Raw genomic sequence first — 22,785 nt, forward strand, 5'->3', positions numbered from 1 at the left:
AAAATAATATTAAAAACTGTGTCAAAATAAATAAACACAAATATTTTTTGACACGTTTTACGTCCTCCCATAGACTCGCCCTGCCTCTTCATTTTTTAACTCCTCATTTATGCATTTTCTCCTATTAAGAACGCACATATTGCGTGCCCCGTTTCTTTACCGGGCGCTTCGCTACGAAAACATCGGCGCCGACCTTTGCCATCCCGAAAACATTAAAAACATGTGGTACGGCCAATACGATGCCGTACTCATTCCCATGGCCGAATGGGACATCCCCCTCCTCGACTCCGTCCTAAAAACCATCAAAAGTCTTGGTGAAGTGCCGGTGTGGGTCCTAACACGCGCACTTCCACCCTTTTCAATGCGCGTCCAATATAAAAATCTTTTCAAGGGAGGCATTTATTTTCGCCCGTTCAACACGCCCTTCAAACTTTTATTAAAAGAATTCAATCGCATCGAAATCAAAAAGAATCACCGTCCTCAACTCAATTCAAACCTCAATCAAAAACAAATCCTTGTGAACGATTTATTGATTGATGTGGAAACTCGCGAAGTGGAACGCAACGGCAAATCGATTCATTTAAGAAATAAAGAATTCTCACTTTTACTGTGCTTGGCCAAAAATCCGGGAAAAGCGCTGACCCGCACCTTCCTTTTGGAAACCGTGTGGGATCGAAACACCAATATTCTCAGCAATACCGTAGATGTGCATATTAATCGCTTACGTCACAAAGTTGACGGATCGTCAACTGAGCCAATCATCAAAACAATCCCTTGTGTAGGCTATAAACTCGCATTTCAGAAAATCTCGGTCTAGGCCTTTACTCGTGAAAAGTTATGTGATAATTTAATCACACTTCACTTCCTTAAAGACCTCCATCTATGACCACGGACTCTTCTACCATCTTTTCAACCACTCCTTCCGATTTAAACGAAACTCATCTTAAGGAAATCGTTGAAAAGCTCTTATTGGTGCTGTCGGAAAAGGAAAGATACATCATCCAACATCGCTTCGCGATTGGAATGGATTCACGAAAAACCTTGGAGGCCATTGGAAAACACTTTGGAGTCACACGCGAACGCATTCGCCAAATTGAAAAAAATGCTTTCCGTAAGCTCAAAAGAAATGCGTTCAATACCCAACTCAAAATGATCAACGAAGTGGCCAAGGGCATTATCAAAAAACATGGAGGCCTTCTCATTGAAACCAAATTGATCAGCATTATTTTAAACACCCTTAAAAACATCTCTCCCGAGGACATCAATCCTCTTAAGTTATCGTTGACCCTTGATCCCGAACTCACTAAAATTGCAAACACCCTCGATTTTGAACCGCATTGGAGATACAACAGCATCAAGCTCCCGACCCTTCGCAAAATCAGTGAAGTGGGATCCAAACTCCTCACCGACCATAAGGATGTCATTGACCTCAAAACCATTACGCAAAAGGTCAAAAACATCATTCCAAATGAAGAAATCATAGATGCTCTCGTGGCTTCCGTACTCGAAATCGACAAAAAGACCAAATTCGTTAAAGAAGGCGTGGGACTCAAAGAATGGAGACACATCAATCCTCGCACACTCCGCGATAAAATCAATTTTATTTTGGAACACGACAAAAAACCTCTTCACTTCGAAGAAATTTCTCAAAAAATTCGCGATTTGAAATTCGACTCCAAACGCATCAATGTTCAAGCCGTACACAATGAACTCATCCGCAACGACCACTTTATTTTGATTGGACGCGGAATTTACGCCCTGGATAAATGGGGATACAAATCCGGCACGGTCGGAGAAGTGCTTGAATCCATTTTAAAAGATGGAAAAGCAAAAACTCGAGAAGAAATCATGCGCGATGTTTTAAAGCAACGACAAGTCAAAAAAATCACGATTTATCTGAACTTGAAGAGCAATGCCAAAATCAAAGCGCTTGATGGCGATCGATATCAATGGGTAAAGTAATAAAACCTATCATTGAGACTCTCGTAAGGGATTGTCATGGTGAGGAGTCCCACAGGGACGTCTCGAACCATGAATTTAAGAGTAAATTTTTATGAATGTTACCATTCTCTACGAGGACCCTTCCTACATCGGGTTTTTTAAACCTGCCGGAATCCCCACCACCTATGGGACTGAACAAGGATGTTTTGTAAAACAAGTAAAAGTCCAGTTTCCGGAACTTTTCACCTTCACCGGATTCAAACCCGAAGAAGGCGGCCTCCTTTACCGCCTCGACAACGACGCGTGCGGACTTTTGCTGTTCGCGAAAAACAAAGAGGCCTTTGATCGATTCAACGATGACGAAACCTTAGAAAAAATTTATATTGTGGAAATTGAATCCGGAAAATTTGGAGAATTGCCCCAAACCGGACTCTTAACATTTCCAATTGTGCACAAATCCCCTAAAAGAATGGCCGCACTTTTACCCGATAAAAAAATCCATTATCACGGAAAACCGCTCCCCGCCGAAACCCATTACGAAAAACTCAACAAACGACTGGTGCGTTGCAAAATTAAAAAAGGGGTAAGACATCAAATTCGCCTCCACATGGCCACCGCGGGCGCCCCGCTGGTCGGAGACACGCTTTACGGAGGGAAACCGACTGAAACATTACACCTGTGCTGTATGGGCATCCTTTCAGGAAAAATGGGCCTCACTCCCCTACAAATCGATGTGAGAAAAAAGCTCAAAAAAATGGTACCATGGACCGCGTAAAAACTACGATCTATAAATACTTATTTATGATGAATATTAAAGAAAATTTTAAAATTTTCCTCCGTACACTGGGAATATTTTCCATCCTTAGCATCCCCAGTCTTCTTATCTTTTTCACAGGAGAAAAATTGGAGCTAGAAAATGCCCCAAAAAAAATACTCTTCGTAACCCTTTACCTCCTTATTCTTTTTATTTTCTCAATGCTCTTGCCTGTAAAAAAAAAGCCAAACTTTGGACGAAAAATCTTAAAAGATATATTCAATTCCATAAAAATATTTTTTGTATTGATTTCAATAAGCGCTGCCTTATTTATTATTGAAAGCAGTCTATTCACATACGCTAAACCCCTGCTATTCATTGAAGCAATTGTGGCTGCCGCCTTCTCCAGACCCTATTCCTTGATGAGTTATACGTATTACGAATTGATGGTCAGTCCCTTTGGCAACATAGAAAAATGGGAAGTCCCTCAAATTCATCAAGACAACCAGGATATTCTCTCCTTTTTTGCCCCTATTGTGTATTGGCTCATCATTATCTTTTGCGCGATACGAATCCGTCAATGGATCGACCTCCTTTTAGCCAATCGAAACGCTGTACATAAAAACTAAAAACAAACCCCAAAACAAAAAATAAGCCCAACTGTTTCTTTTTCTAATCTTATTTTTTTCATAAAGAAGAAATGCGGGGAAAAAGAAAAATTGCTTCGCAATTTTTCTGGTGGGCGCTACTGGATTCGAACCAGTGACCTTCTGCGTGTAAAGCAGACGCTCTAACCAACTGAGCTAAGCGCCCGGAGTGAGCATCGAGAAATCACGTTTACGTGAATTTCGAGATGTGAACGGAGGGCGAAAAGTTTCCCACGAAGTGGGATGCTTCGCCCGGAGTAAAAAGCTGAATAAAGAGATTTGGCCCCGCTTGCGGGGCCGACTTATCGAGTGAGGAGACCGAATCGCGCTTGCGCGTATGAGGTCGACCGAACGAGAGAAGTGGCGCCAGCGGCGCCAAATCTCAAATAAAGCCTTGACCGGAGGGCCCGCCAGCTTCCCACGAAGTGGGATGCTAAGCGCCCTCTTATCGCCCCACAATTTAACCTTTTTCTCGAACAAAAACCAGCTCTTTTAATATGTTTTAAACAATGTCACATCTGCATATTGCCCCGAACCCAAAGCGTCCCACATCTGACTCAAGGTCATTGACCCCTCATTTTTCATCTGGCCCACACGCACTTCTACAATTTGCCCGACAGGGGGAATTAAATCTTTAATAGAAGCCGTTTCTTCCACCTCAACATCCATCGTATCACCCACAACTTCCTCCTCTGTTTCACCCCCGGGAACCTCTTCCGGAGGCAAAAGATTGTCATAAAAAAAAGTATAACTATTAAATAAGGTAATCGCCTCTCCCGTTTTTTTCATGGGCCGAATCGTACGTCCAACAATCTGTAAATCAGAATTTCCCGTAGGATTGGGGTGATAAATCGACACGATAAAAGATCGCTCCGGATCATCACAAAAAGCACTATAATCCACCGGATAGTTAAAAATACTATCATTATCCGCGACATTAAAACCTAAAAAATGACCGGCAATGGCGACCTCCGTTCCCCCATTCACCTCATTTCCCATTTTCAAAAAAACGCGCGACTCACTCACTTTCGCTCCATAAGGATCTATATACCCCAAAGGATAAGCCTCTGCCGGCCAATTATCATGATAATCATCCGTCATCGCTCCAAAAGACACAAAATCCGGATCTTCTTCCGGATAAGCAACATTATAATCTGAAAAACACCGAGCATCAGAACTCCCATCCCAGGCCATTTGCGTCTCCACCTCCGCATTTCGACACCCCGATCCCGCAGCCAAAAGTCCAATTGAAAGAAGCAAAGCTTGAGAAAAAGAGCGCTGATGAGAATCAACCCCATGCGGAACAGAACACGAGCGCGCCTCTCTTCCTGCAGAGAGTCCTGATAAAACCACTTCTTTTAATCGATCCAAAGGCATAATTCCAGTTATCTTAAAAAACGAAGGTGTAAATTTACAATAAAACTACAAATAAGTCAAGTAAAGCAGACCCAAAAAATTCATTAAACGAGTCGGCTCATTTTTTTGAGTTTTAAAAAAACCGATTGAACAAACTATCAAACGCAATTTTTAAATCTTTCCGCTCTAAATACAAAACCAACTCCGTATACGTGGAAGAAATTTCAATCACATTGATCCCCTGCAACGTCATTTGCTGAAAAAGCATATAAATAATACCGGGTTGGTAATAATGTTTTTCATCAAAAATAACCGCAATCCCAACCACATCCTGATTGATATATTTAGGCGCTACTTTTACGATTTTTTTCAATTCTTTTATATATTTTTTATCAAAAATCAGTGTGATTTCATGCCCACTCTCCGTGATATTGATGTAGCCCAATTTTTTCTTCACATGCGCAAAAAACTGAATCGTATTTTCGGAAACTTTTTGAGTTTTATTGAAAGTAACGGTACTCAAATCCGTAAAAACATTTAAATTGTTCAATTTAAAATCACTCGCCTGCGGCATAATGCGCGAATACGTTTTTTGTAAACGCGACAAACTCATCAAAATTGAAGGGATCGTTACTTTTTTCTTGGTACGCGCCTCAACAAGAGGTTTTAAATAATCGGCCACTTTTGAAAGATTCAACAATCGGTGCGCCAACCCAAATTGCAACAAATCGCATCCTTGAATGATTTCTTTTAAAACATCGGTAATACGAATCATATTGTTATATTTTTAACAGTAAATTGAATATTTTATATTTTTTATATAGAAATTATATATTTAAAAAAATCCCCTGTAAAGAGAGGACATTACCCTTAATAAACCACACCATGACCGCAGAAGAACGCATTTTCCGAGGATCCCCTCACTATTATGAACGAGTCGAAGGGGTTCGATTCGGACAAGCCGATTTGGATTTTTTATCCTTGAACCTTCCCCCCACCTGCAATTATCGATGTAAATTCTGTTTCGCAGGGATGGGGCAAAATCGTCTCCCTGAATTCGCAGACACCTTAAGCATCGAGGAAATTCAATCCTTAATCGATACCGCTCGCGAGCTTGGAGTTCGCCATCTTGAAATTTCCGGAGAAGGAGAACCTTTTATGTATCCGGGAAAAATACTGGCCATCCTTCGACATGCCACTGAACAAGGAATTCACACCACCCTTTTTACAAATGGAGCGCTCCTCAACGAGGCATTATTAACCGAGCTGGCGTCCCATGATGTTTCAATTGCCTTCAGCGTCGACATGCCTGACAAAGAAGGCTACGAACAATTTGTAGGCAGAAAAAATTCCTATGAAAGGATCATTGAAAATTTGGCAATCGCAAGAGACATGTTTAGACAACGGATTCAAAGAGTGGACGGACGAACCGTATTCCCTCTCGCCATCCACACCATCATCAACGACCAAAATCGGGGCCAAATCCAAGAAATCCGGGCCTTAACCCAAGATGAAATATTTTTCAGCTTAGCGCCGATGATCCATCGCGGCGATGCACAAATAAATCCCGGGTTGGGAGAAGCCCAACAAGAAGATGCCGACATCATCTCACGAGATTCCGATGGGTCCGTGATCGTTTCAGACACCTCAGTGGCAACCATGGGAAGACCGTTGTGTGCAACCTTCCAATACGGCGTAGGCCTCCGCCACAACGGAGAAGGACTTTTCGACGCCCATTGCTTTGAAAGCGCGGGCCAAATTGGAAATATTCGAGATCTACCCCTGCAAAAAATCGTGGCACGAGTCCGCGCTTTGCAACAACGCTATTTTGAAACACATGACGATGGCGGGTTCTGTCCGCTGAGGAATCCAAACTTCGATCGATTTTTAAACACACTCCAAATATGAATCCCAAACTTGAAAATCAAATTCTGGGAATTGCGAACGAGCACGTGCAAGGAATTTATACAGACACCTTAACGCGATTCAGTTATGTGAACGGAGGGGCGGATGATTTCCTGAGATTTATAGAAAATCCGTTGTACACCGGTTTCGCCCAAGAAATCCTTCTCATCCGAAGACTGTTGGCTCGGCAAAAAGGGATCACTCAAGGACGGCATTTGATCGATCTTGGCCCCGGGAATGGAGTGAAAGCGCTTGAATTGATGCAAGCGGCCAATTTTTCAAGCTACACAGCCGTCGATATCAGCACGCACATGCTTGAAATCGCAAGGAAAACCCATAAAAAAGTCACCGGAGTTTCAAGGGCATATCGTGAAATGGATTTCAGCGATCCTGGAAATTTACAAAAAATACTGCATGAATCGAGACAAATCTTTTTAACTCTACTGGGCAATACGCTAACCAATGAATCAAATATAAAATCTTACCTGAGAAGATGGAGAACCGCCCTTCATAACATCGATGCTTATTTTCTCATAGGGCTGGAAACAAATGACAACAACGATCCCGAACAAATAGAGGCCGAATACAATACAGCAGAAAATCGACAACTCACATTCAGGCCGCTTGAAAGGATCGGAATACGCAGATCCGATGGGATCCTAAATATCCGATTTAACAGAGAAAATCAACGCGTTGAAGAAACCTTTACGTTTACCTCTGATAAAAGGGTGGAAATCAATGGCCAAACCGTATTTTTCCATAAAGGAAATACCGTGATTCTTTCCATCACTGAAAAACCTTGTTTACAAAAAATCACCGAGATGATCAGTAAAAGCGGCTGGGAAATTGTTGATCAAGAGAATGAAGGGAATCAGAGATTAACCCTTGTAAGACCTTGCACGAGCCCTCTCACACACCCTGTTTTGTAATATTTTCAATCCCCCCTCGTTTTTCTTTAACGAGCCGTCTCACCAGCCATCCTAGGGAGTCGGCTCATTTTTTTGATATACAAAAATCCCGTACCGGTACGGAAGAAACGGGGAAAGGGAAAAAATGCGAGGAAAGAAAGAAAATGCAGGAGAAAAATTGCAAAGCAATTTTTCTCTGGTGGGCGATACTGGACTCGAACCAGTGACCTCACGAATGTGAATCGTGCGCTCTAACCAGCTGAGCTAATCGCCCGTAAGGAAAGGTTAGAAAAAAGGGTTAGTCCGCCAAAGGCGGCGTTTCGAGTGAAAACGGCCGTAACAAACTTGTTTGTTAAAGGACGATTGAACGAAAAACGGTCCCGCAAAGCGGGACAAACCCAATTATCAAAAAACTTTGACTGGAGGTCCTGCAAGCTTTCGCCGAAGGCGAATGCTAATCGCATGAACTAAGGACCCTCGTTACGCTTCGTGTCTATGGTGCCCAGGAGAAGACTTGAACTTCCACGACCAAAAAAGGCCACTAGCCCCTCAAGCTAGCGCGTCTGCCAGTTCCGCCACCTGGGCACATTATCAAGGATTTCCTTTCAAAGGACAAAAGAGCACGGCTATTTAATCAGAGGCGGGAGCTCTCGTCAATTCGACTTCCACTTCAAACGTTTCTCCGTCTCGCCATACCTCCATTTTTATCTTATCTCCAACTTGATAACGCAACACCGCATCTTGCAACGGATAATCCAAACTCAACGCTTCTCCTTCCACGCTTAAAATCACATCCCACTCTTTAAGCCCCGCTTTTTCCGCAGGCCCTCCCGCCACAATAGGCGACACCTTCGTATCCGGATCTTTAATAATCAAAGCTCCATGATCCATAGACAAATCCAACGCCCTAGCTCTCGCCGGGACCAACATCACATAACGTACGCCCAAAATAGGCCTTAAAATTTCGCCGGTTTCCCTCCAACTTTCAATCGCGGACTTCACGTCATTGATCGGAATGGCAAACCCAATTCCTTGCGCTGAAGAATCCACCGCGGTATTGATTCCAATCACCTCCCCGGCCAAATTCACCAACGGCCCTCCGCTGTTTCCCGGATTAATCGCCGCATCGGTCTGAATCAACCCATACAAAGTCGACGTTTGCCCAAATCCATCAGATGCAACCACTTTTCGCCCTGTGGCACTCACAATCCCGGCTGTGGTTGTGTTTTCATATTCGGCCAACGCATTCCCAATCGCCATAACCTGTTGCCCAACCTGAAGCGTTGATGAATCCCCCAAATCCGCATACGAAAAATTCCCAACCATGGCTTTTACATCCTCTGTGGCCTCTTCCGATGCCACCAATTGAAGAATCACAAAATCATTCCCGGGATCAATAGCTTCAATCGTAAGATCAAATTCAGTCCCATCATTCAAATAAGCTTTATAAATGCCTTTGCCATCACTCGTCACATGCTTATTGGAAACCACAATCCCGGAAGGATCAATGATAAAACCAGTGCCCCCGGCCACTTCGGTCAAATTCGGTCCCTCTGTGCCATTGGGAGATCCTCCGAACGGATTGGGCCCAAAAGGACTCCCTTGCTGTTGTTGCCATGCGGAAATATCCCGAAATTCCACAATACTCACCACCGCGGGCGCCACTTTTCCTTGGGCATCGATCATAAACGATTCCTCGATATAATCCCCATCGATTTGAGAAGCCCCATTTCCATTTTCATTAATTTTCATCATTAAAAAACTCGACCCAAAACCTCCTGCAGTTCCCAATAAAAAAGATCCCATCACAACTCCCACCATCATTCTTTTAGAGAAAACATTAGACATAAGGAAAAATTAAAAGATCAAGCGTTGGTGATTGTAATCAAAACAAGTTCATGTTTCAATAGAGAGGCCTTATGAAAAAAGCCCTACGAACTCACGCCAAAACGATTCGTGCCTGCATCCTCCCCGATCACCGAACCCGACACAACGCAGACATCCAAAAAAAGCTCAAAACATTCCCTCTCTTCAAAAATGCAAAAACAGTGCTTTTTTACGTATCTAAAAAAAATGAAGTGGACACGCATAAACTCATTCAAAACCATCTCGAACTCAACGATAAAATCACGGTCATTCCCATCACTCATCCCAAAACCAAAACGCTCTCTCTTTCTGTGTTAAAAAACTTTGACGATTTAAAAAAAGGCGCCTTCGACATCCTCGAACTCCCTCCAAAAAACCGAGTTCCTATTGACCCAAAAGCCATTGATCTTGTAATTGTACCAGGTTTGCTTTTCGACAAAAGAGGTCATCGTTTGGGCCATGGTCACGGCTATTATGATCGCTTGCTAAAAAAAATAACCGCCCCTAAAATAGGTCTGGCCTACGCATGTCAAATCGTTCCAAAACTTATGAACGAGGCACATGACGTGCCTGTAGACCATCTAATCACGGAACAACAAATTTTTACTTTTGCTCCTCTTCCAACATGAGTGAAAATCTTTTGAGCGCACGGAGTCGTAAACACTTTCGGGTCTTGTGGGCCCCGAAGTGGCTTACGACGAAGTTTAGCGAAAATAATTTTCACGAATATCAGCTTGGAGGGGGATCCCGAAAGGGGGAACCTTAGGTGTCCCCTTTCGTATTCTTTAACTCCTTTTTCCCATGCCGCAAGACAACGCACAGGCGCAAATGGTTGCGCACAACTGGGCCCTTCTCCAGCAGAACGACCCCACCATCTACAACGCTATTTTGGGAGAGCAATCTCGAGAAAAAAAAGGAATTGAGCTCATCCCCTCCGAAAACTACACGTACCCCGAAGTGTTTGCAGCCAACGGATCGGTTCTCACCAATAAATACGCGGAAGGATACCCGGGACGACGCTATTACGGTGGACAGGAATTCACCGACATTGTGGAATCACTTGCCATTGAACGCGCGAAAAAAGTTTTCCGTTGTGAACACGCCAATGTGCAACCCCTTTCCGGCTCACCCATGAACCAAGCCGTGTACCTCGCCTTCTTGAAACCCGGCGACACGGTATTAGGGATGGATCTCTCTCATGGCGGTCACCTCACGCATGGACATCCGGTTTCTCACATGGGAAAAATCTTCAACTTTGTGCGCTACAAAACTCATCCCGAAGAAAACGGACGCATCGACTTTGACGAACTCGCTCGTGTGGCGCGTGAAACCAAGCCAAAAATCGTGCTCTGCGGATACACTTCCTATCCTCGAGACTACAACTACGAAGATTTCAAAAAAATTGCAGATGAAGTCGGCGCCATCACCATGGCGGACGTATCTCACATCGGCGGACTCATTGCCGCAGGCGTAATGCGCAACCCGTTTGACTACGGGTTCGACATTGTCACCACCACCACACATAAGAGTTTGCGTGGACCCCGTGGAGGCATGATTCTCTGCAAAGAAAAATACGCCAAAGATATCGACAAATCCGTATTTCCGGGATTACAAGGCGGGCCGCACATGCATTGCATCGCCGCGATCGCCGTGGCGCTGGGAAAAGCGCTCGAACCTTCCTTTAAGGAATACGGTGCGCAAATTCTCAAAAACGCCAAAGTGCTCGCGCAAACCCTTATGGACGGCGGAGCCAAACTCATCACCAATGGGACCGACAATCACATGATGGTCGTAAACACAGTGGAAAGTTTTGGGCTCGGCGGTACGGACGCGGAAAAAATCCTCGATCGCATCTCCATCACCACGAACAAACAAGTCATCCCCGATGATCCAAACCCGCCTCTCAAACCCAGCGGCATTCGTCTCGGCACTCCTTGTGCCACGACTCGTGGTATGAAGGAAGCAGAGATGAAAAAAATCGGAAATTGGATGCTCGAAGCCCTCAAAAACCACACCAACGAAGCCAAAATGGCTGAGCTCAAAAAAGATGTGGAGGCATTCTGCTCCCAATATCCGGTGCCGGGGATCTAGCAGGCACGAAGCGTAAAAAATGATTAAACAAGAATTTTAAAAAAATTCAAGGATTTTATTTGTAAAAAACCTGGTAAATTTTAAATATGAGTGAAAAACCCCCATCACACCGACCAAACCCTCTATTGTGGTTGGATACCTCTCCACCAGAACCCCCCGTAATATTCGAGCTCTCAATCAACCCGATCGTTCCTCCAACTCCTATTGCTGAGCCCCCCGTTTCTATTCCTCCCATTACCCCACCATCGCCCATTCCATTAGACACAATGGATCCTATCACTTCTTTAAAAGATGAATCTGTTGAAACATTAGAAGAAGACCCCCTACCCGCCCCAGCCGTTAAAATTACAGAGGATCCCATAAAATCAATGTGGGAGGAATTAGCAACAAAATTCGCCCCCACTTCCTCCGGTTGGGCCATGGTCGGGATCCCCGTAAAAACCATTCACGATATCAGCGCTGCAATTGCAGCTAAAGATGCTAAAACCCTAAAAGCATTAGCTGCTGGGAAAACCGCGACCCAATTTCCTGCTGTTGTCAGCAATATACTAAGAAAATTTGGGCTTCTTAAATAAAACCACTACAATAGGGCTATGAAAATTTGCAAAAAATGTCACAATTCTTTCGACTTCTCCCCTGAAGACGAACAATTTTTGCAAAAAATAAGTCCTGAGTTGAATGGGAAAAAATACCCAATCCCTTCCCCTCAATTATGCCCGGATTGTCGCCAACAAAGACGACTCTCCTGGAGAAATGAACGAAATCTCTATCAAAGAACGTGCGATTTTTGTCATAAAAAAAACCTCTCCATTTATCGAGAAGACAACCTCTCGCCGGTCTATTGCCTCGATTGTTGGTGGAGTGACCAATGGGACGCGCAAAAATACGGCAGGGACTTTGACTTCAACCGTCCTTTTTTTGAACAATTTAAAGAATTACAAAACATCGTTCCCCGAATGGCAGTGCAACAATCTCAAAACGAAAACAGTGAATACACGGCCAATGTGTCCCATCTCAAAAATTGCTACCTGCTTTTTTCCTCGGATTTCAGCAAAGATTGTTATTACGGAGCCTTGGTTGAACACTGCCAAGACAGTCTCGACAATCTCATCATCAACAAATGCCAACTCACCCATAATGCTATTTTTTCCGAAAACATTTACAACTGCACGTTTGTCATCCATTCCTCTCAATGCTCGGACTCGGCGTTTCTCCTCAATTGTAAAAACTGTTCCCATTGCTTCATGTGTTACGGGTTAAGGAACAAAGAATATTACATCGCCAACAAACCCTATTCCAAAGAAGAATACTTTAAAAAAGTAAACTCTTTGCCATTATCTTCCTATAAAAATTATGAAAAATTCAAGAAACATTATTTTGAAATGATTCAAAGCGCTCCTTATCTTTTCATGTGGCGAAACGGAAGAATCCAGGATTCCACCGGCGATTTTTTAACCGACGTCCAAAATTGCATCAACTGTTATGAATTGACCCAAGGACGCGACTGTAAATATGTCCAAATAGCCTATCAAGTCACAGACGCCCAAGATTGCTCCTGTGTGAACGGAGAACTCGGATATGAAAATTGCGAATGTTTTCCAATGCCCATGAAATCCGCCTTCAATTTAAACACTTACAATGGAAGTGACATTTTTTACAGCGATATGTGCATGAACGGCAATGCCTCTCTTTTTGGATGCGTAGGTCTAAAAAGAAGCAAATATTGCATTTTAAATAAACAATACAGCGAAAAAGAATACAACGAACTCGTCCCCAAAATCATTGAACACATGCAAAAAACCGAAGAATACGGCGAATTTTTCCCGGCTTCCCTTTCCCCTTTTCATTACAACGAAACCGATGCCCAAGAATTTTTCCCTTTAACAAAGGAAGAAGCCGTGGCAAAAAACCACACCTGGCTGGAAAAAAAGAAAAAAGACTACCAACCCCAAACCTATGAAATGCCTGATAACATCAACGAAACTCCAAAAGAAATCGTAAACAATGTTTTGGCCTGCCAAGAATGCAAAAAAAACTACAAAATCATCACCCAAGAATACGAACTTCTCAAAAAACTACAACTCCCCATCCCTCGTTTGTGCTTTGAATGTCGGCATGCCCAACGCAGTAAATTTAGGAAAAAAAGAAAACTCTACATAAGAAAATGTGCGGGTTGTGAAATCCAAATCCAAACCAATTATGCACCGGATTGCCCGGAAAAAGTGTTTTGCGAAAAATGCTATATGGAGAAAATCTACTAAGTTACCCCTTTCGCTTCAATACCATAATAGTAATATCATCCTTCTGTTCATACCCTTGAGACCATTGCTTCACATCCGCGAGCAACGCGACCTTGATGGCCTCCGCACTCTGTAAATCGCACGATTGGGTGACCACGCGTTTGAATTCCGGCATGCCGTATTGCTCTTTTTCATTGCGCCATGCCTCGGGAACGCCATCCGTGTAAAGAATCAAACTATCCCCCACCGCCATGGGCACCTCGACCGCCTTCATCAGCGGCTCAATATCCGGCATCATTCCCAACGCAATTCCTCCGCGCGGGAGCTCATCCGTCTTAACCGGCGGGCCCGCTTTATATTGCAAAACCACCTCGTGCCCGGCGCTCACCAACTGCATTTTTTGCGTTTGCGTATTCCAATGCCACAACACCAACGTGACAAACATATTCGCCTTGGTTTTTTGTCGTAAAATCTTATTGGCTTCCACCAAAATCTTCACCGGATCTCCCAAATTCGCATAACTGTGAATCAGCGCATTCGTAACCGACACCAACAAGCCAGCCGGAACCCCGTGCCCGGTCACATCTCCCACATACCCAAAATAATTCACGCCATCGGCGGTGATAAAATCATACACATCACCTCCAACCTCAGCCGCAGGAATAACTCCGGCCGCGATATCAAGCCCCGCCACTTTTGGCATAGTCTTGGGAAGCAAATTTTGTTGAATTTCAGCCGCCAATTCCAATTCTTTGGTCAAACGTTCTCGGTACAATTTGGCTTCCACGCCTTTTTCCAAATCTGCGGCCATGGCATTGAACGTGCCGGCCAAAACCCCGACTTCATCTCGAGTTTGCACCACCACCCGCGTTTTTAAATCGCCTTGCCCCAATTGAATCGCACCGGCCTGCAATTTTTTAATCGGCCTCGTGATATTCAATGAGAAAAAATACGCATATCCAAGCCCCACAACAAATGAAAACAACGTGAGCAGCGCAATTTTCACCCACATGGCATGAATTCGCTCCTCCAAAATCGCATACGACGGCGAATACAAAACCGCATACTTTCCTTGATACGGAACAATTTCATTTTGAATCCGATCCAACGCATCAATAGGATCAACAATGTGCTGATTTTCATCTGTAAAGCTCACATTCCCGTCCACATCGGTTTTTACATAAACCACACGCCCGCTTTCCAACAAATAAGACGGATACGCAGCTTGAACTCGCGACAACAAAGCCTCGGGTGCAGAGCGCATTTCGCCCTGATATTGACTCGCAATTTCTTCGCTCGAGTCGTATAAAATTTCTCCCGCATAAGACACGATTCCAATGCCGGAAACTTCCTCGGTTTTATCAAATAATTTTTGAATTTCACGATTGAAATAAATAAAACTTTCCTCTCCCAAGTATTGTTCGTAAAAACCAACGACTTGTGGGGCGGTCAGGTCGGAAAAACTCTTCACCGACGTATACAAATCGCGAGACAACTCCACCGTCTTTTGCTTCACCAACAACACCGAAGAAACCCCAAACGAAACCATCAGGAACACGATCATTCCAAGGGTTAATTTTGTTTTGAGAGAACGGAGAAACATAATCAATGAAAATCAGAAGCTAAAAGGAGATTATCCAAACGAGGTTCATACAAAACATCTTTTTGCGAAACCACCAATGTTTTGGGCTCAAACAACGGAACGGCAAACACTTCCTTTTCCACAAGCAATTTCATCAATTCCGCCATTTCTTGCTGGCGTCGCGATTCCAAAAGATCTTTTTCCAAGCGCTCGATCAAAGTGTCGATTCCGGGATCCACATAACCGCCATAATTCATGGCGCCATACCGACCATCCGCGGTTTGCGAATGCACCAAATGCGTAAAAAAATCCGTGGCATCGCCAAGCTCGCTTTTCCACCCAAAAAAGTAAAGATCGCTCTCCCCTTTTGCAATGTGTGCGGCATAATCGTCAGCCGACCAATACGTCACCGTAACCTGAAAACCAATGGAATCAAGCTGGGTTTGAATATAGGTTCCCAACGCAGACATGCCTTCCGGAAGATCTAATGTCACGGCAATCGGCGTTACAGACTGGCCCACCAACGCTTGAGCCGCTTTAATGTCATAACTCGTCATTTCAACGTCCGGATTGTAACCCAACACTCCCCGACTCACGAATTGCGTGGGAGAAAGCGCATAACCCGACGTAAATGTCAGCAATTCCTCAGGAGAAAGCGCGAAAACCACGGCCTTCCGTAAATCTTGAGATTGGAACGGCGCATTGTCCTCTTTCATTCCAAATCCGAGCATATCCACTTCCAGAGCAGAAAGACTGGCCACAGGATAACCCGTTTGCAGCAGCGCATCTACAAAAACCGGCGGCGTCTCAGCCAACACATCAACCTCATTTCCGGAAAACACATTGTAGCGCTCAAATTTATCCGGAATATAAGAAAGCAAAAGACTCGAAAATGTCGGCGCTTCTCCCCAATAATCCGCAAAACGATCAAAACTCCAGTTATTCAGGCCCGCGGTTTCCACAAACACATACGGCCCGGTTCCGAGCGGTTTTTCAACCTCATCCGGCAACTCGGAAGGCACCATAAACAACATCGTCAATTCACTCACCAACAACGGATCCGGATCAGCGGTTGTAATCGACACAGTCAACGAATCGATTTTTTTCACACTCTCCATTCCGGAAAGCAACGTGGTCAACTTGGAATCCGGATGCGACTGCGCCCTCTCAAAACTGGCAAGCACATCATCGGCATCAAACGCAGAACCATCGTGAAAAACCACATTCGGGCGAAGCTTAAACTGCCACGTGGTGTCATCGAGCATTCCCCAGGACAACGCCAACGCCGGCTCCAGGTTAAAATCGCGATCAAAACGCACCAACCCTTCATAGCAATTGGAAAGATATTGACGCAAAACCACATCCACGGCTGTGGGCTCATAAGTGGTGAGCGGTTCGGCATACACAATCGAGAGCGTTTCATTACGTGAAATCGTGGGGCCGGAGGTGATATCCCCCAACAGCACACTCGATTCATTATTTACAAAAAGCACATACGACAATGCTCCGAGCGCGATCACAAAAAACGCCGTAAATACGATATCCCCTTTTGAGAGCCAAGCCACTTTCACCTGTTTTTCGGTTATAAAATATCAATATATTCTACCAGAAAACAGAAAAGAAAGCAACCCGCTCTACTCGCGTTTCAGCACCGCCAAAAACGCCTCTTGCGGCACCGAAACTTTGCCCATCATTTTCATACGTTTTTTCCCTTTTTTCTGCTTGTCGAGCAACTTATTTTTTCGGCTTACATCTCCGCCGTATAACCCGGCGATCACATCTTTTTTCATGGCCCCAATCGTTTCACGAGCGATGATTTTCCCTCCAATCGCCGCCTGAATCGCGACTTCAAAATTTTCCTTGGGCAAAATCCCCTTCAATCGCTTGGTCACCACACACCCGCGCTTGTACGCCGCCTCGCGATGAACAATCGTGGAAAGCGCCTCCAATTTATCGCCTGCCACCAAAATATCGAGCTTCACCAAATCCCCGGGCCGAAATTCCAAAAACTCATAACTCATGGACGCATACCCGGACGTGATGCTTTTCAACATATCGTAAAAATCAATAACCACCTCGGCCAATGGCAATTCATACGTGATCATGGCACGCGACGCATCCAAATATTTAATCGATTTCGAGACTCCGCGACGTTCGGTCAATAAAGTAAAAATCCCACCCAAATATTCTTTGGGTGCCAAAATTTCAACATGAATCCACGGTTCTTCAATCACTTTATAAAAATTCGGCTCCGGCAAAAAGGCGGGATTGGAAATGAATTCCATAGTGCCATCCATTCGTTGAATTTGATACGACACACCGGGCGCCGTTATCACCAAATCAAGATTGTATTCGCGAGACAACCGTTCCTGCACAATATCCATATGAAGAAGCCCCAAAAACCCGCATCGGAACCCAAATCCGAGAGCACTGGACTGCTCGGGCTCAAATGAAAGAGACGAATCATTGAGACTCAATTTTTCAAGCGCATCGCGAAGCATGGGGTAATCTTTTCCATCCACGCAATAAACACTGGCAAAAACAAAAGGCATAACTTTTTTATATCCGGGCAGCGGTTTGATCTGTAGCGGATCCAACTCAAGGCCATCGGGATTCCAAATCGTATCTCCAACGCGCGCGTCTTTCACCGCTTTCACTCCGGTAATCACATACCCAACCTCACCAATGGAAAGCGTGGGAGAACTCACCCATTTAAGCTGAAGATAACCCACCTCGAGCACCTCGGTCTCGGCTTTAGTGTTCAAAAATCGAATCTTATCTCCGCGTTTTAAACTTCCATCCATCACGCGAACATACGCCACCACGCCGCGATACGAATCGTAAAGAGAATCAAAAATCAGGGCCTTGGTTCCCTCATTCATACCCGTGGGCTTGGGCGGGGGCACGAGCTCAATCACGCGTTGAAGCAGGGCTTCGACATTGGTCCCCTCTTTGGCTGAAATTTGCAAAACCTCCTCGGGCCGAAACCCAAAAACTTCATTCAATTCATGCAAACACTTTTCAACATCCGCGGCCGGAAGATCGATCTTATTGATGACCGGAATAATGGTGAGATTGTGGTCCATGGCCATGTAGGAATTAGCCAACGTTTGCGCTTGAATCCCCTGCGTGGCATCCACCACCAAAATCGCGCCTTCGCACGCCGCCAAACTGCGGGAAACTTCGTAAAAAAAGTCCACATGCCCGGGGGTATCAATAAGGTTGAGTTGATAATTTGTGCCCTCGTGATCGTAATACATGCGCACCGGCTGAAGCTTGATCGTGATGCCGCGCTCCTGCTCGATGTCCATGGTGTCGAGCATTTGGCCATGCGTCATCTCGCGCTTGGTGATGGTTTTGGTGACTTCAAGAAACCGATCGGCCAACGTGGACTTGCCGTGGTCGATGTGGGCGATGATGCAAAAATTACGAATGTGAGAAAGGGGGTCGGTCATAAAAAATACTGCGATTGAAATGGACTTGTCACCCTGAGCTTGTCGAACGGGTGACGATTGAAAAATAAACTTTGTCACCCTGAGGCTCTCGAAGGGTGAGGAATAAAAAAATTAACCGGGGAAATATTACCAAAAACTCAGCCAAAAAAGATAAAAATTCCCCAAGTAGGGTTGACATAAAGAAAAATAGATGTACTATGTCGGCGCGCAGGTAGGTCAAGATCGTGCTGATAAGTAAGGGTGCTTCGGCATCCTTTGGACGAATTCCTCGTCCCGGCATACTTGTGCCTTTCTGCCTTTAGAGAGGTGCCCATGGCCGACAGGAATGGAAAGAAACGCCCCGGAGGAAACTACGGGAACGGGAAAAAAGAGAAAAAAAAAGGAGGGAACGAACCCTGCACTCAAAAGAAACCCGTCACACACGGAGTGACACGGTGGCAGGGCAAGAAGAAAAAGAAGGGGGCGGAAGGAACCCCTTAGCGCGCCTAGATTGCCCCAGCGCTTGAGCTTTACTCGCGCGGGGCACACCTCGACCCGGCGACCGGATCCCTCACAGGACCGCTCGCCACCCAGCCCACCGCGTCTCTGACTCGGTGGGCAACTTCTAATTGAATTTTTCCACTCAATCTGATATAATAAAAAGATTTCTTTTTGAAGTACCTCCCCTATGCAATTCAAAATCCCCCAAAACGTCCAACTCGAAGATAAGATCATAGGCCCGGTCACCTTAAGACAGCTTATAATTATAGGCGTTGGCGGAGGCATGGCGTATTTCATTTATGTGACCCTTGCAAAAATTTACATTCTCCAAGTCGCAGTCCTGGCCGCCGCCCCGCTCGCGCTCCTCACCCTGGCCATCGCTTTCCTTAAAATTCACGGCCTCACTTTCATCCAATACGTACTCGCAGCTCTTGAATTTTACATCAATCCCAAAAAACAAATCTGGGACCAAGGCGGTGGAGAAGTTTTCCTTTCCGTCACGACTCCGGCTCCCAAAAACACGAACGAGAAAAAACAAGAACAGCAACAAAAAGCGCCGATGAAAGACGTGGCCACGCTCGAAACTCTCGCTAAATCTCTCGATTCATACAGCCAAATGCTTTCTCACAAATAATAAAAACAAACCATGCCTGACGCCACTCTCACCCCCGCAACTCAAACCACCACGGCAACCACCGGCACGCCAGCCAACACAGGCGCAACCGCCCATACCGGGGACCCGTTGCTCCTTGTGAAAGACACGGTCAAAAACGCCCCAAAAAACGCGAACCACAGCACCCAACTTTACATGCGCATCGCGGAAATTCGCGACAACGTGGTAGTGCTCAAAAATGGCGGCATTCGCGCCGTGCTCAAGACGTCCAGCGTCAACATTCATCTCAAATCCGAAGAAGAACAAAACGCGGTCATTTATTCGTATCAAAATTTTCTCAACACCATCGAATTCCCGATTCAAATCGTAGTCCGCTCGAAAAAACTCGATCTCGACAATTACCTCGATCAACTCAACGACATTGCCGTTAAACAACAAAACCCACTTCTAAAAAATCAAACCACGGACTACATCGATTACATCAAGCGCTTGATCGAATACGCGGACATCATGCAAAAAGAATTTTACGTGATCATCCCCTACGACCCTCCTCGCGCCAAAAAAATAACGATTTTTCAAAAATTCGCCGAATTTGTTTCCCCTCGAGATAACGTCGCGCAACTACGTATCCGCCATCGCGAATTCGAATCTCTCAGAAAAGGGCTGATGCAACGCGTCAACATTGCCACGTCCGGCTTGCAAAACTGCGGACTCAAGGTGGACCAACTCACCACTCCGGAACTCGTCACGCTCTTCTACGAGTGTTACAACCCGCGCACCTCACGCATCCAAAAATTCGACAAAAGCGACGAACTCGACGTCATCCACGACCACGACCTTTTTGACGCCAAAAAGAAAATGCTCGAGGATGGGGGAGAGGGAGACGCATAAAGCCACCTTAACCTGCCTTGTCACCCTGAGGCTCTCGAATGGGTGACTTCAATCAAAACCTAATGCGAATGACGCATGAACAATTTTTTTATACAAAAAAAGCCCTAAAGAGCTAAGGTAAGGCGATTTTTAGTTGAAATAAAAATAAAAAAGCGTACCCTTTTGCCTTAAGAGTCCTTAATATAAGGCTTATGGCTGAAATCCAGGAATCACCATCCGCCGCCCCATCTAGTCCTCCTCCACCTCCCCTAAGTAAAGAAGAGATTGGGCAATATCTCCGCGTTGGATATTTAGCAATGTTGTTGACCCACTGGCCACTTAATAAAAATATCGGCCATTGTTTAACTGAAGGACAAGCCTATTTATTCCAACAAGAAAGAGATGTTCATGGACCTCTTGTCCAGGAGCTAAGTTATGAAAACCTCTCTTTACTAATTCCACCAATCCATCAAGCACGCATGCAGACCATGTGGGAAGCTGTCAAAGAACAACAGAAAAAAAGCGACGAAACAACACTAACCCTTGAAGACACATGGGAAAGAGCTCCCAAAATAACAGATAGAAAAAGCGAATCTTTTGTAGAAAGATCTCCTCTCCCCATTAAAAAAACATCCAGAAAAGTGGCTCGAGCATACATTGCCCCCACCCCTTCTATACCTACTATGCCAAGCAGAGAAAAAGACCTCGTTATGTGGAGGACAAGGGAAGGGACTGAACGAAGAGGATTATATGAAACGGATAAAATATATTTAGACGCTCTGGAAGCCTATCTAATAATGCTGTTGGAAAGACCGCCTTCGGATCCAACCGATCTCTTAGATATTCCTCCTTTGGTTATTACAGACGAAACTACCCGCCAAAAAGCCGCAAGACTTCTTGGCGAGGTAAAAGCGGTAAAATTACAGCATCTCGGATTCTCTGCAGTTAAAACAGAAACTCACGCCCAAAGAAAAATGAAATTACGAAAAAGTACAAAAGCCCCTTATATCATCCATCCCTGGAGGGCCGCTCTCGCCCATCATTTATACATAGCCTCTCATGATTTAGAAGAAACATCTCCTGAATCAGGAAACGAAGTCGGGATGACAATAGATACTATAATTAATGAAATCGCGATTCTAATCCATGACCTTGGGGAAGACACCGCTCTTGCAATTCAAGAAGTTGTAAAAGAAACAAGAAGGATAACAGGAGGAATTAATGCTAAAATAATCCAAAGAATAAGAACTGGATTTCCATCAAGAAGAGACGTCCACGATAATGGACGTGACCGACTTATCCCTCAAATTGAATTGGTTTGCGAAACCATTCAAAATAGACTATTTCATATTCTGCTCGCTCTAACCGATGGAGCAGAAAAAACAATGTTCCCAGGATATAAAAGGAAAGCCCTCGATCAAAGCGTTGCCGGAGAAAGACTCACAAGAGAAATTATCGGTGAGCCCGAAGAAAACGAAGGAGAAGAAAAACAACCAACCCTTCAAGCTTTCAGTAAATTCCCAATTCCAGACCCGGACCACACTAAAGGTCCAAGTACAATGCAATCTTTTCTAGTACGTGCTTTAGCCTTAGCCAAAGACAACACCGAACTCGAAGGCATGCTCCTTGGAAAAATTTTCGATCGATGTGACAACCTTAGCGACCATTTCGAGGATAAAGAAATCGAATCTCAACTCCGTAATTTGCGCGAGACGGCCGGATGTTTAATCGTTTATCTTATAGAGGATTATATTCCTACACATCCTGATCATAAACTTTATGGAGCTCCGGCACTCCTCATTGATAGAACATTGGAAGAATATACTCGCCTTCAAAAAGAAGGTCGACCCCCTTCACTCACAGCAATAGACACTCAATACATCGCCTATTTGCGCGAAATTAAAGATATTGCCCCGCGCCCGCCATTACCTCCCCGAGCGCAAAAGGCCGTAAACGAATTTAATGAAGCAAGAACCCGACCCCGCAACGGAAAACACCATAAAACAACGCCCCCACTCGCAGCATAATAAAAAACTGAGCGACCTACGGGTCTCGTGGGCCCCCACGCACGTAGCGC

19 protein-coding genes and 3 tRNA genes are annotated in these 22,785 nt (G+C 44.8%); 13 read left to right on the forward strand and 9 right to left on the reverse strand.

Features of this window, described 5'->3' with window-relative positions; genetic code table 25:
• Window positions 1-109: 109 nt before the first annotated feature.
• The 4 genes from WC882_02065 (at window position 110) to WC882_02080 (ending at window position 3,324) form a co-directional block, all read left to right on the forward strand.
• Window positions 110-817 (forward strand): response regulator transcription factor, encoded by a 708-nt coding sequence (locus WC882_02065; GenBank protein ID MFA5842443.1) that lies wholly within the window; start codon window positions 110-112, stop codon window positions 815-817.
• Window positions 818-882: 65 nt separating this feature from the next.
• Window positions 883-1,962: a sigma factor-like helix-turn-helix DNA-binding protein gene (locus WC882_02070; GenBank protein MFA5842444.1), complete on the forward strand. Its 1,080-nt coding sequence runs from the start codon at window positions 883-885 to the stop codon at window positions 1,960-1,962.
• A gap of 91 nt (window positions 1,963-2,053) precedes the next feature.
• Window positions 2,054-2,716: an RNA pseudouridine synthase gene (locus WC882_02075; protein ID MFA5842445.1), complete on the forward strand. Its 663-nt coding sequence runs from the start codon at window positions 2,054-2,056 to the stop codon at window positions 2,714-2,716.
• A 368-nt stretch (window positions 2,717-3,084) separates the two neighbouring features.
• Complete coding sequence (locus WC882_02080) at window positions 3,085-3,324, forward strand: hypothetical protein (protein MFA5842446.1); 240 nt, start codon at window positions 3,085-3,087, stop codon at window positions 3,322-3,324.
• Between the two features lie 107 nt (window positions 3,325-3,431).
• Here WC882_02080 and WC882_02085 read toward each other — a convergent pair.
• The 3 genes from WC882_02085 to WC882_02095 form a co-directional block, all read right to left on the reverse strand.
• Window positions 3,432-3,508: transfer RNA gene (locus WC882_02085), tRNA-Val, on the reverse strand.
• A gap of 326 nt (window positions 3,509-3,834) precedes the next feature.
• Window positions 3,835-4,719, reverse strand: coding sequence for a hypothetical protein (locus WC882_02090; protein MFA5842447.1), 885 nt, complete (start codon window positions 4,717-4,719; stop codon window positions 3,835-3,837).
• A 112-nt stretch (window positions 4,720-4,831) separates the two neighbouring features.
• The gene (locus tag WC882_02095) at window positions 4,832-5,473 is read right to left on the reverse strand and encodes a hypothetical protein (GenBank protein MFA5842448.1); all 642 of its coding nucleotides are present in this window, start codon (window positions 5,471-5,473) and stop codon (window positions 4,832-4,834) included.
• A 110-nt stretch (window positions 5,474-5,583) separates the two neighbouring features.
• Between WC882_02095 and WC882_02100 the strand changes: the two genes are divergently transcribed.
• Both WC882_02100 and WC882_02105 read left to right on the forward strand, forming a co-directional pair.
• On the forward strand, window positions 5,584-6,678 hold the full coding sequence (locus WC882_02100) for a radical SAM protein (GenBank protein MFA5842449.1): 1,095 nt from the start codon (window positions 5,584-5,586) through the stop codon (window positions 6,676-6,678).
• Complete coding sequence (locus WC882_02105; GenBank protein ID MFA5842450.1) at window positions 6,603-7,532, forward strand: L-histidine N(alpha)-methyltransferase; 930 nt, start codon at window positions 6,603-6,605, stop codon at window positions 7,530-7,532. The genes WC882_02100 and WC882_02105 overlap by 76 nt, the downstream gene beginning before the upstream one ends.
• A 176-nt stretch (window positions 7,533-7,708) precedes the next feature.
• Here WC882_02105 and WC882_02110 read toward each other — a convergent pair.
• From WC882_02110 to WC882_02120, 3 genes are all read right to left on the reverse strand, one after another.
• A tRNA-Val gene (locus WC882_02110) sits at window positions 7,709-7,785 on the reverse strand.
• 222 nt (window positions 7,786-8,007) lie between these two features.
• Window positions 8,008-8,096, reverse strand: a tRNA-Leu gene (locus WC882_02115).
• Between the two features lie 45 nt (window positions 8,097-8,141).
• Window positions 8,142-9,359: a trypsin-like peptidase domain-containing protein gene (locus WC882_02120; GenBank protein ID MFA5842451.1), complete on the reverse strand. Its 1,218-nt coding sequence runs from the start codon at window positions 9,357-9,359 to the stop codon at window positions 8,142-8,144.
• A gap of 846 nt (window positions 9,360-10,205) precedes the next feature.
• Between WC882_02120 and glyA the strand changes: the two genes are divergently transcribed.
• The 3 genes from glyA (at window position 10,206) to WC882_02135 (ending at window position 13,729) form a co-directional block, all read left to right on the forward strand.
• Window positions 10,206-11,468, forward strand: coding sequence for a serine hydroxymethyltransferase (glyA, locus tag WC882_02125; protein MFA5842452.1), 1,263 nt, complete (start codon window positions 10,206-10,208; stop codon window positions 11,466-11,468).
• Window positions 11,469-11,734: 266 nt separating this feature from the next.
• A complete protein-coding gene (locus WC882_02130; GenBank protein ID MFA5842453.1) occupies window positions 11,735-12,043 on the forward strand; it encodes a hypothetical protein in 309 nt (102 codons plus the stop codon).
• 18 nt (window positions 12,044-12,061) lie between these two features.
• A complete protein-coding gene (locus WC882_02135; GenBank protein MFA5842454.1) occupies window positions 12,062-13,729 on the forward strand; it encodes a hypothetical protein in 1,668 nt (555 codons plus the stop codon).
• Window position 13,730: 1 nt separating this feature from the next.
• Here WC882_02135 and WC882_02140 read toward each other — a convergent pair whose 3' ends face one another.
• The 3 genes from WC882_02140 to lepA form a co-directional block, all read right to left on the reverse strand.
• Window positions 13,731-15,311 carry a SpoIIE family protein phosphatase gene (locus WC882_02140; protein ID MFA5842455.1) on the reverse strand — a complete coding sequence of 527 codons (1,581 nt, stop codon included), beginning with the start codon at window positions 15,309-15,311 and terminating at the stop codon, window positions 13,731-13,733.
• Window positions 15,281-16,855, reverse strand: coding sequence for an ABC transporter substrate-binding protein (locus tag WC882_02145; GenBank protein MFA5842456.1), 1,575 nt, complete (start codon window positions 16,853-16,855; stop codon window positions 15,281-15,283). The genes WC882_02140 and WC882_02145 overlap by 31 nt, the downstream gene beginning before the upstream one ends.
• A gap of 69 nt (window positions 16,856-16,924) precedes the next feature.
• Window positions 16,925-18,745 (reverse strand): translation elongation factor 4, encoded by a 1,821-nt coding sequence (gene lepA, locus WC882_02150; GenBank protein ID MFA5842457.1) that lies wholly within the window; start codon window positions 18,743-18,745, stop codon window positions 16,925-16,927.
• Between the two features lie 312 nt (window positions 18,746-19,057).
• Between lepA and WC882_02155 the strand changes: the two genes are divergently transcribed.
• From WC882_02155 to WC882_02170, 4 genes are all read left to right on the forward strand, one after another.
• A complete protein-coding gene (locus tag WC882_02155; protein ID MFA5842458.1) occupies window positions 19,058-19,225 on the forward strand; it encodes a hypothetical protein in 168 nt (55 codons plus the stop codon).
• A 187-nt stretch (window positions 19,226-19,412) separates the two neighbouring features.
• Window positions 19,413-19,859: a PrgI family protein gene (locus tag WC882_02160; protein ID MFA5842459.1), complete on the forward strand. Its 447-nt coding sequence runs from the start codon at window positions 19,413-19,415 to the stop codon at window positions 19,857-19,859.
• 12 nt (window positions 19,860-19,871) lie between these two features.
• Window positions 19,872-20,729, forward strand: a complete 858-nt coding sequence (locus WC882_02165) for a hypothetical protein (GenBank protein MFA5842460.1) — start codon at window positions 19,872-19,874, stop codon at window positions 20,727-20,729.
• 191 nt (window positions 20,730-20,920) lie between these two features.
• Window positions 20,921-22,735, forward strand: coding sequence for a hypothetical protein (locus tag WC882_02170; GenBank protein ID MFA5842461.1), 1,815 nt, complete (start codon window positions 20,921-20,923; stop codon window positions 22,733-22,735).
• The last annotated feature ends 50 nt before the right edge of the window (window positions 22,736-22,785 follow it).

The sequence above is a fragment of the Candidatus Gracilibacteria bacterium genome, assembly GCA_041658685.1.
Taxonomy (GTDB): domain Bacteria; phylum Patescibacteriota; class Gracilibacteria; order UBA1369; family UBA12473; genus JBAZZS01.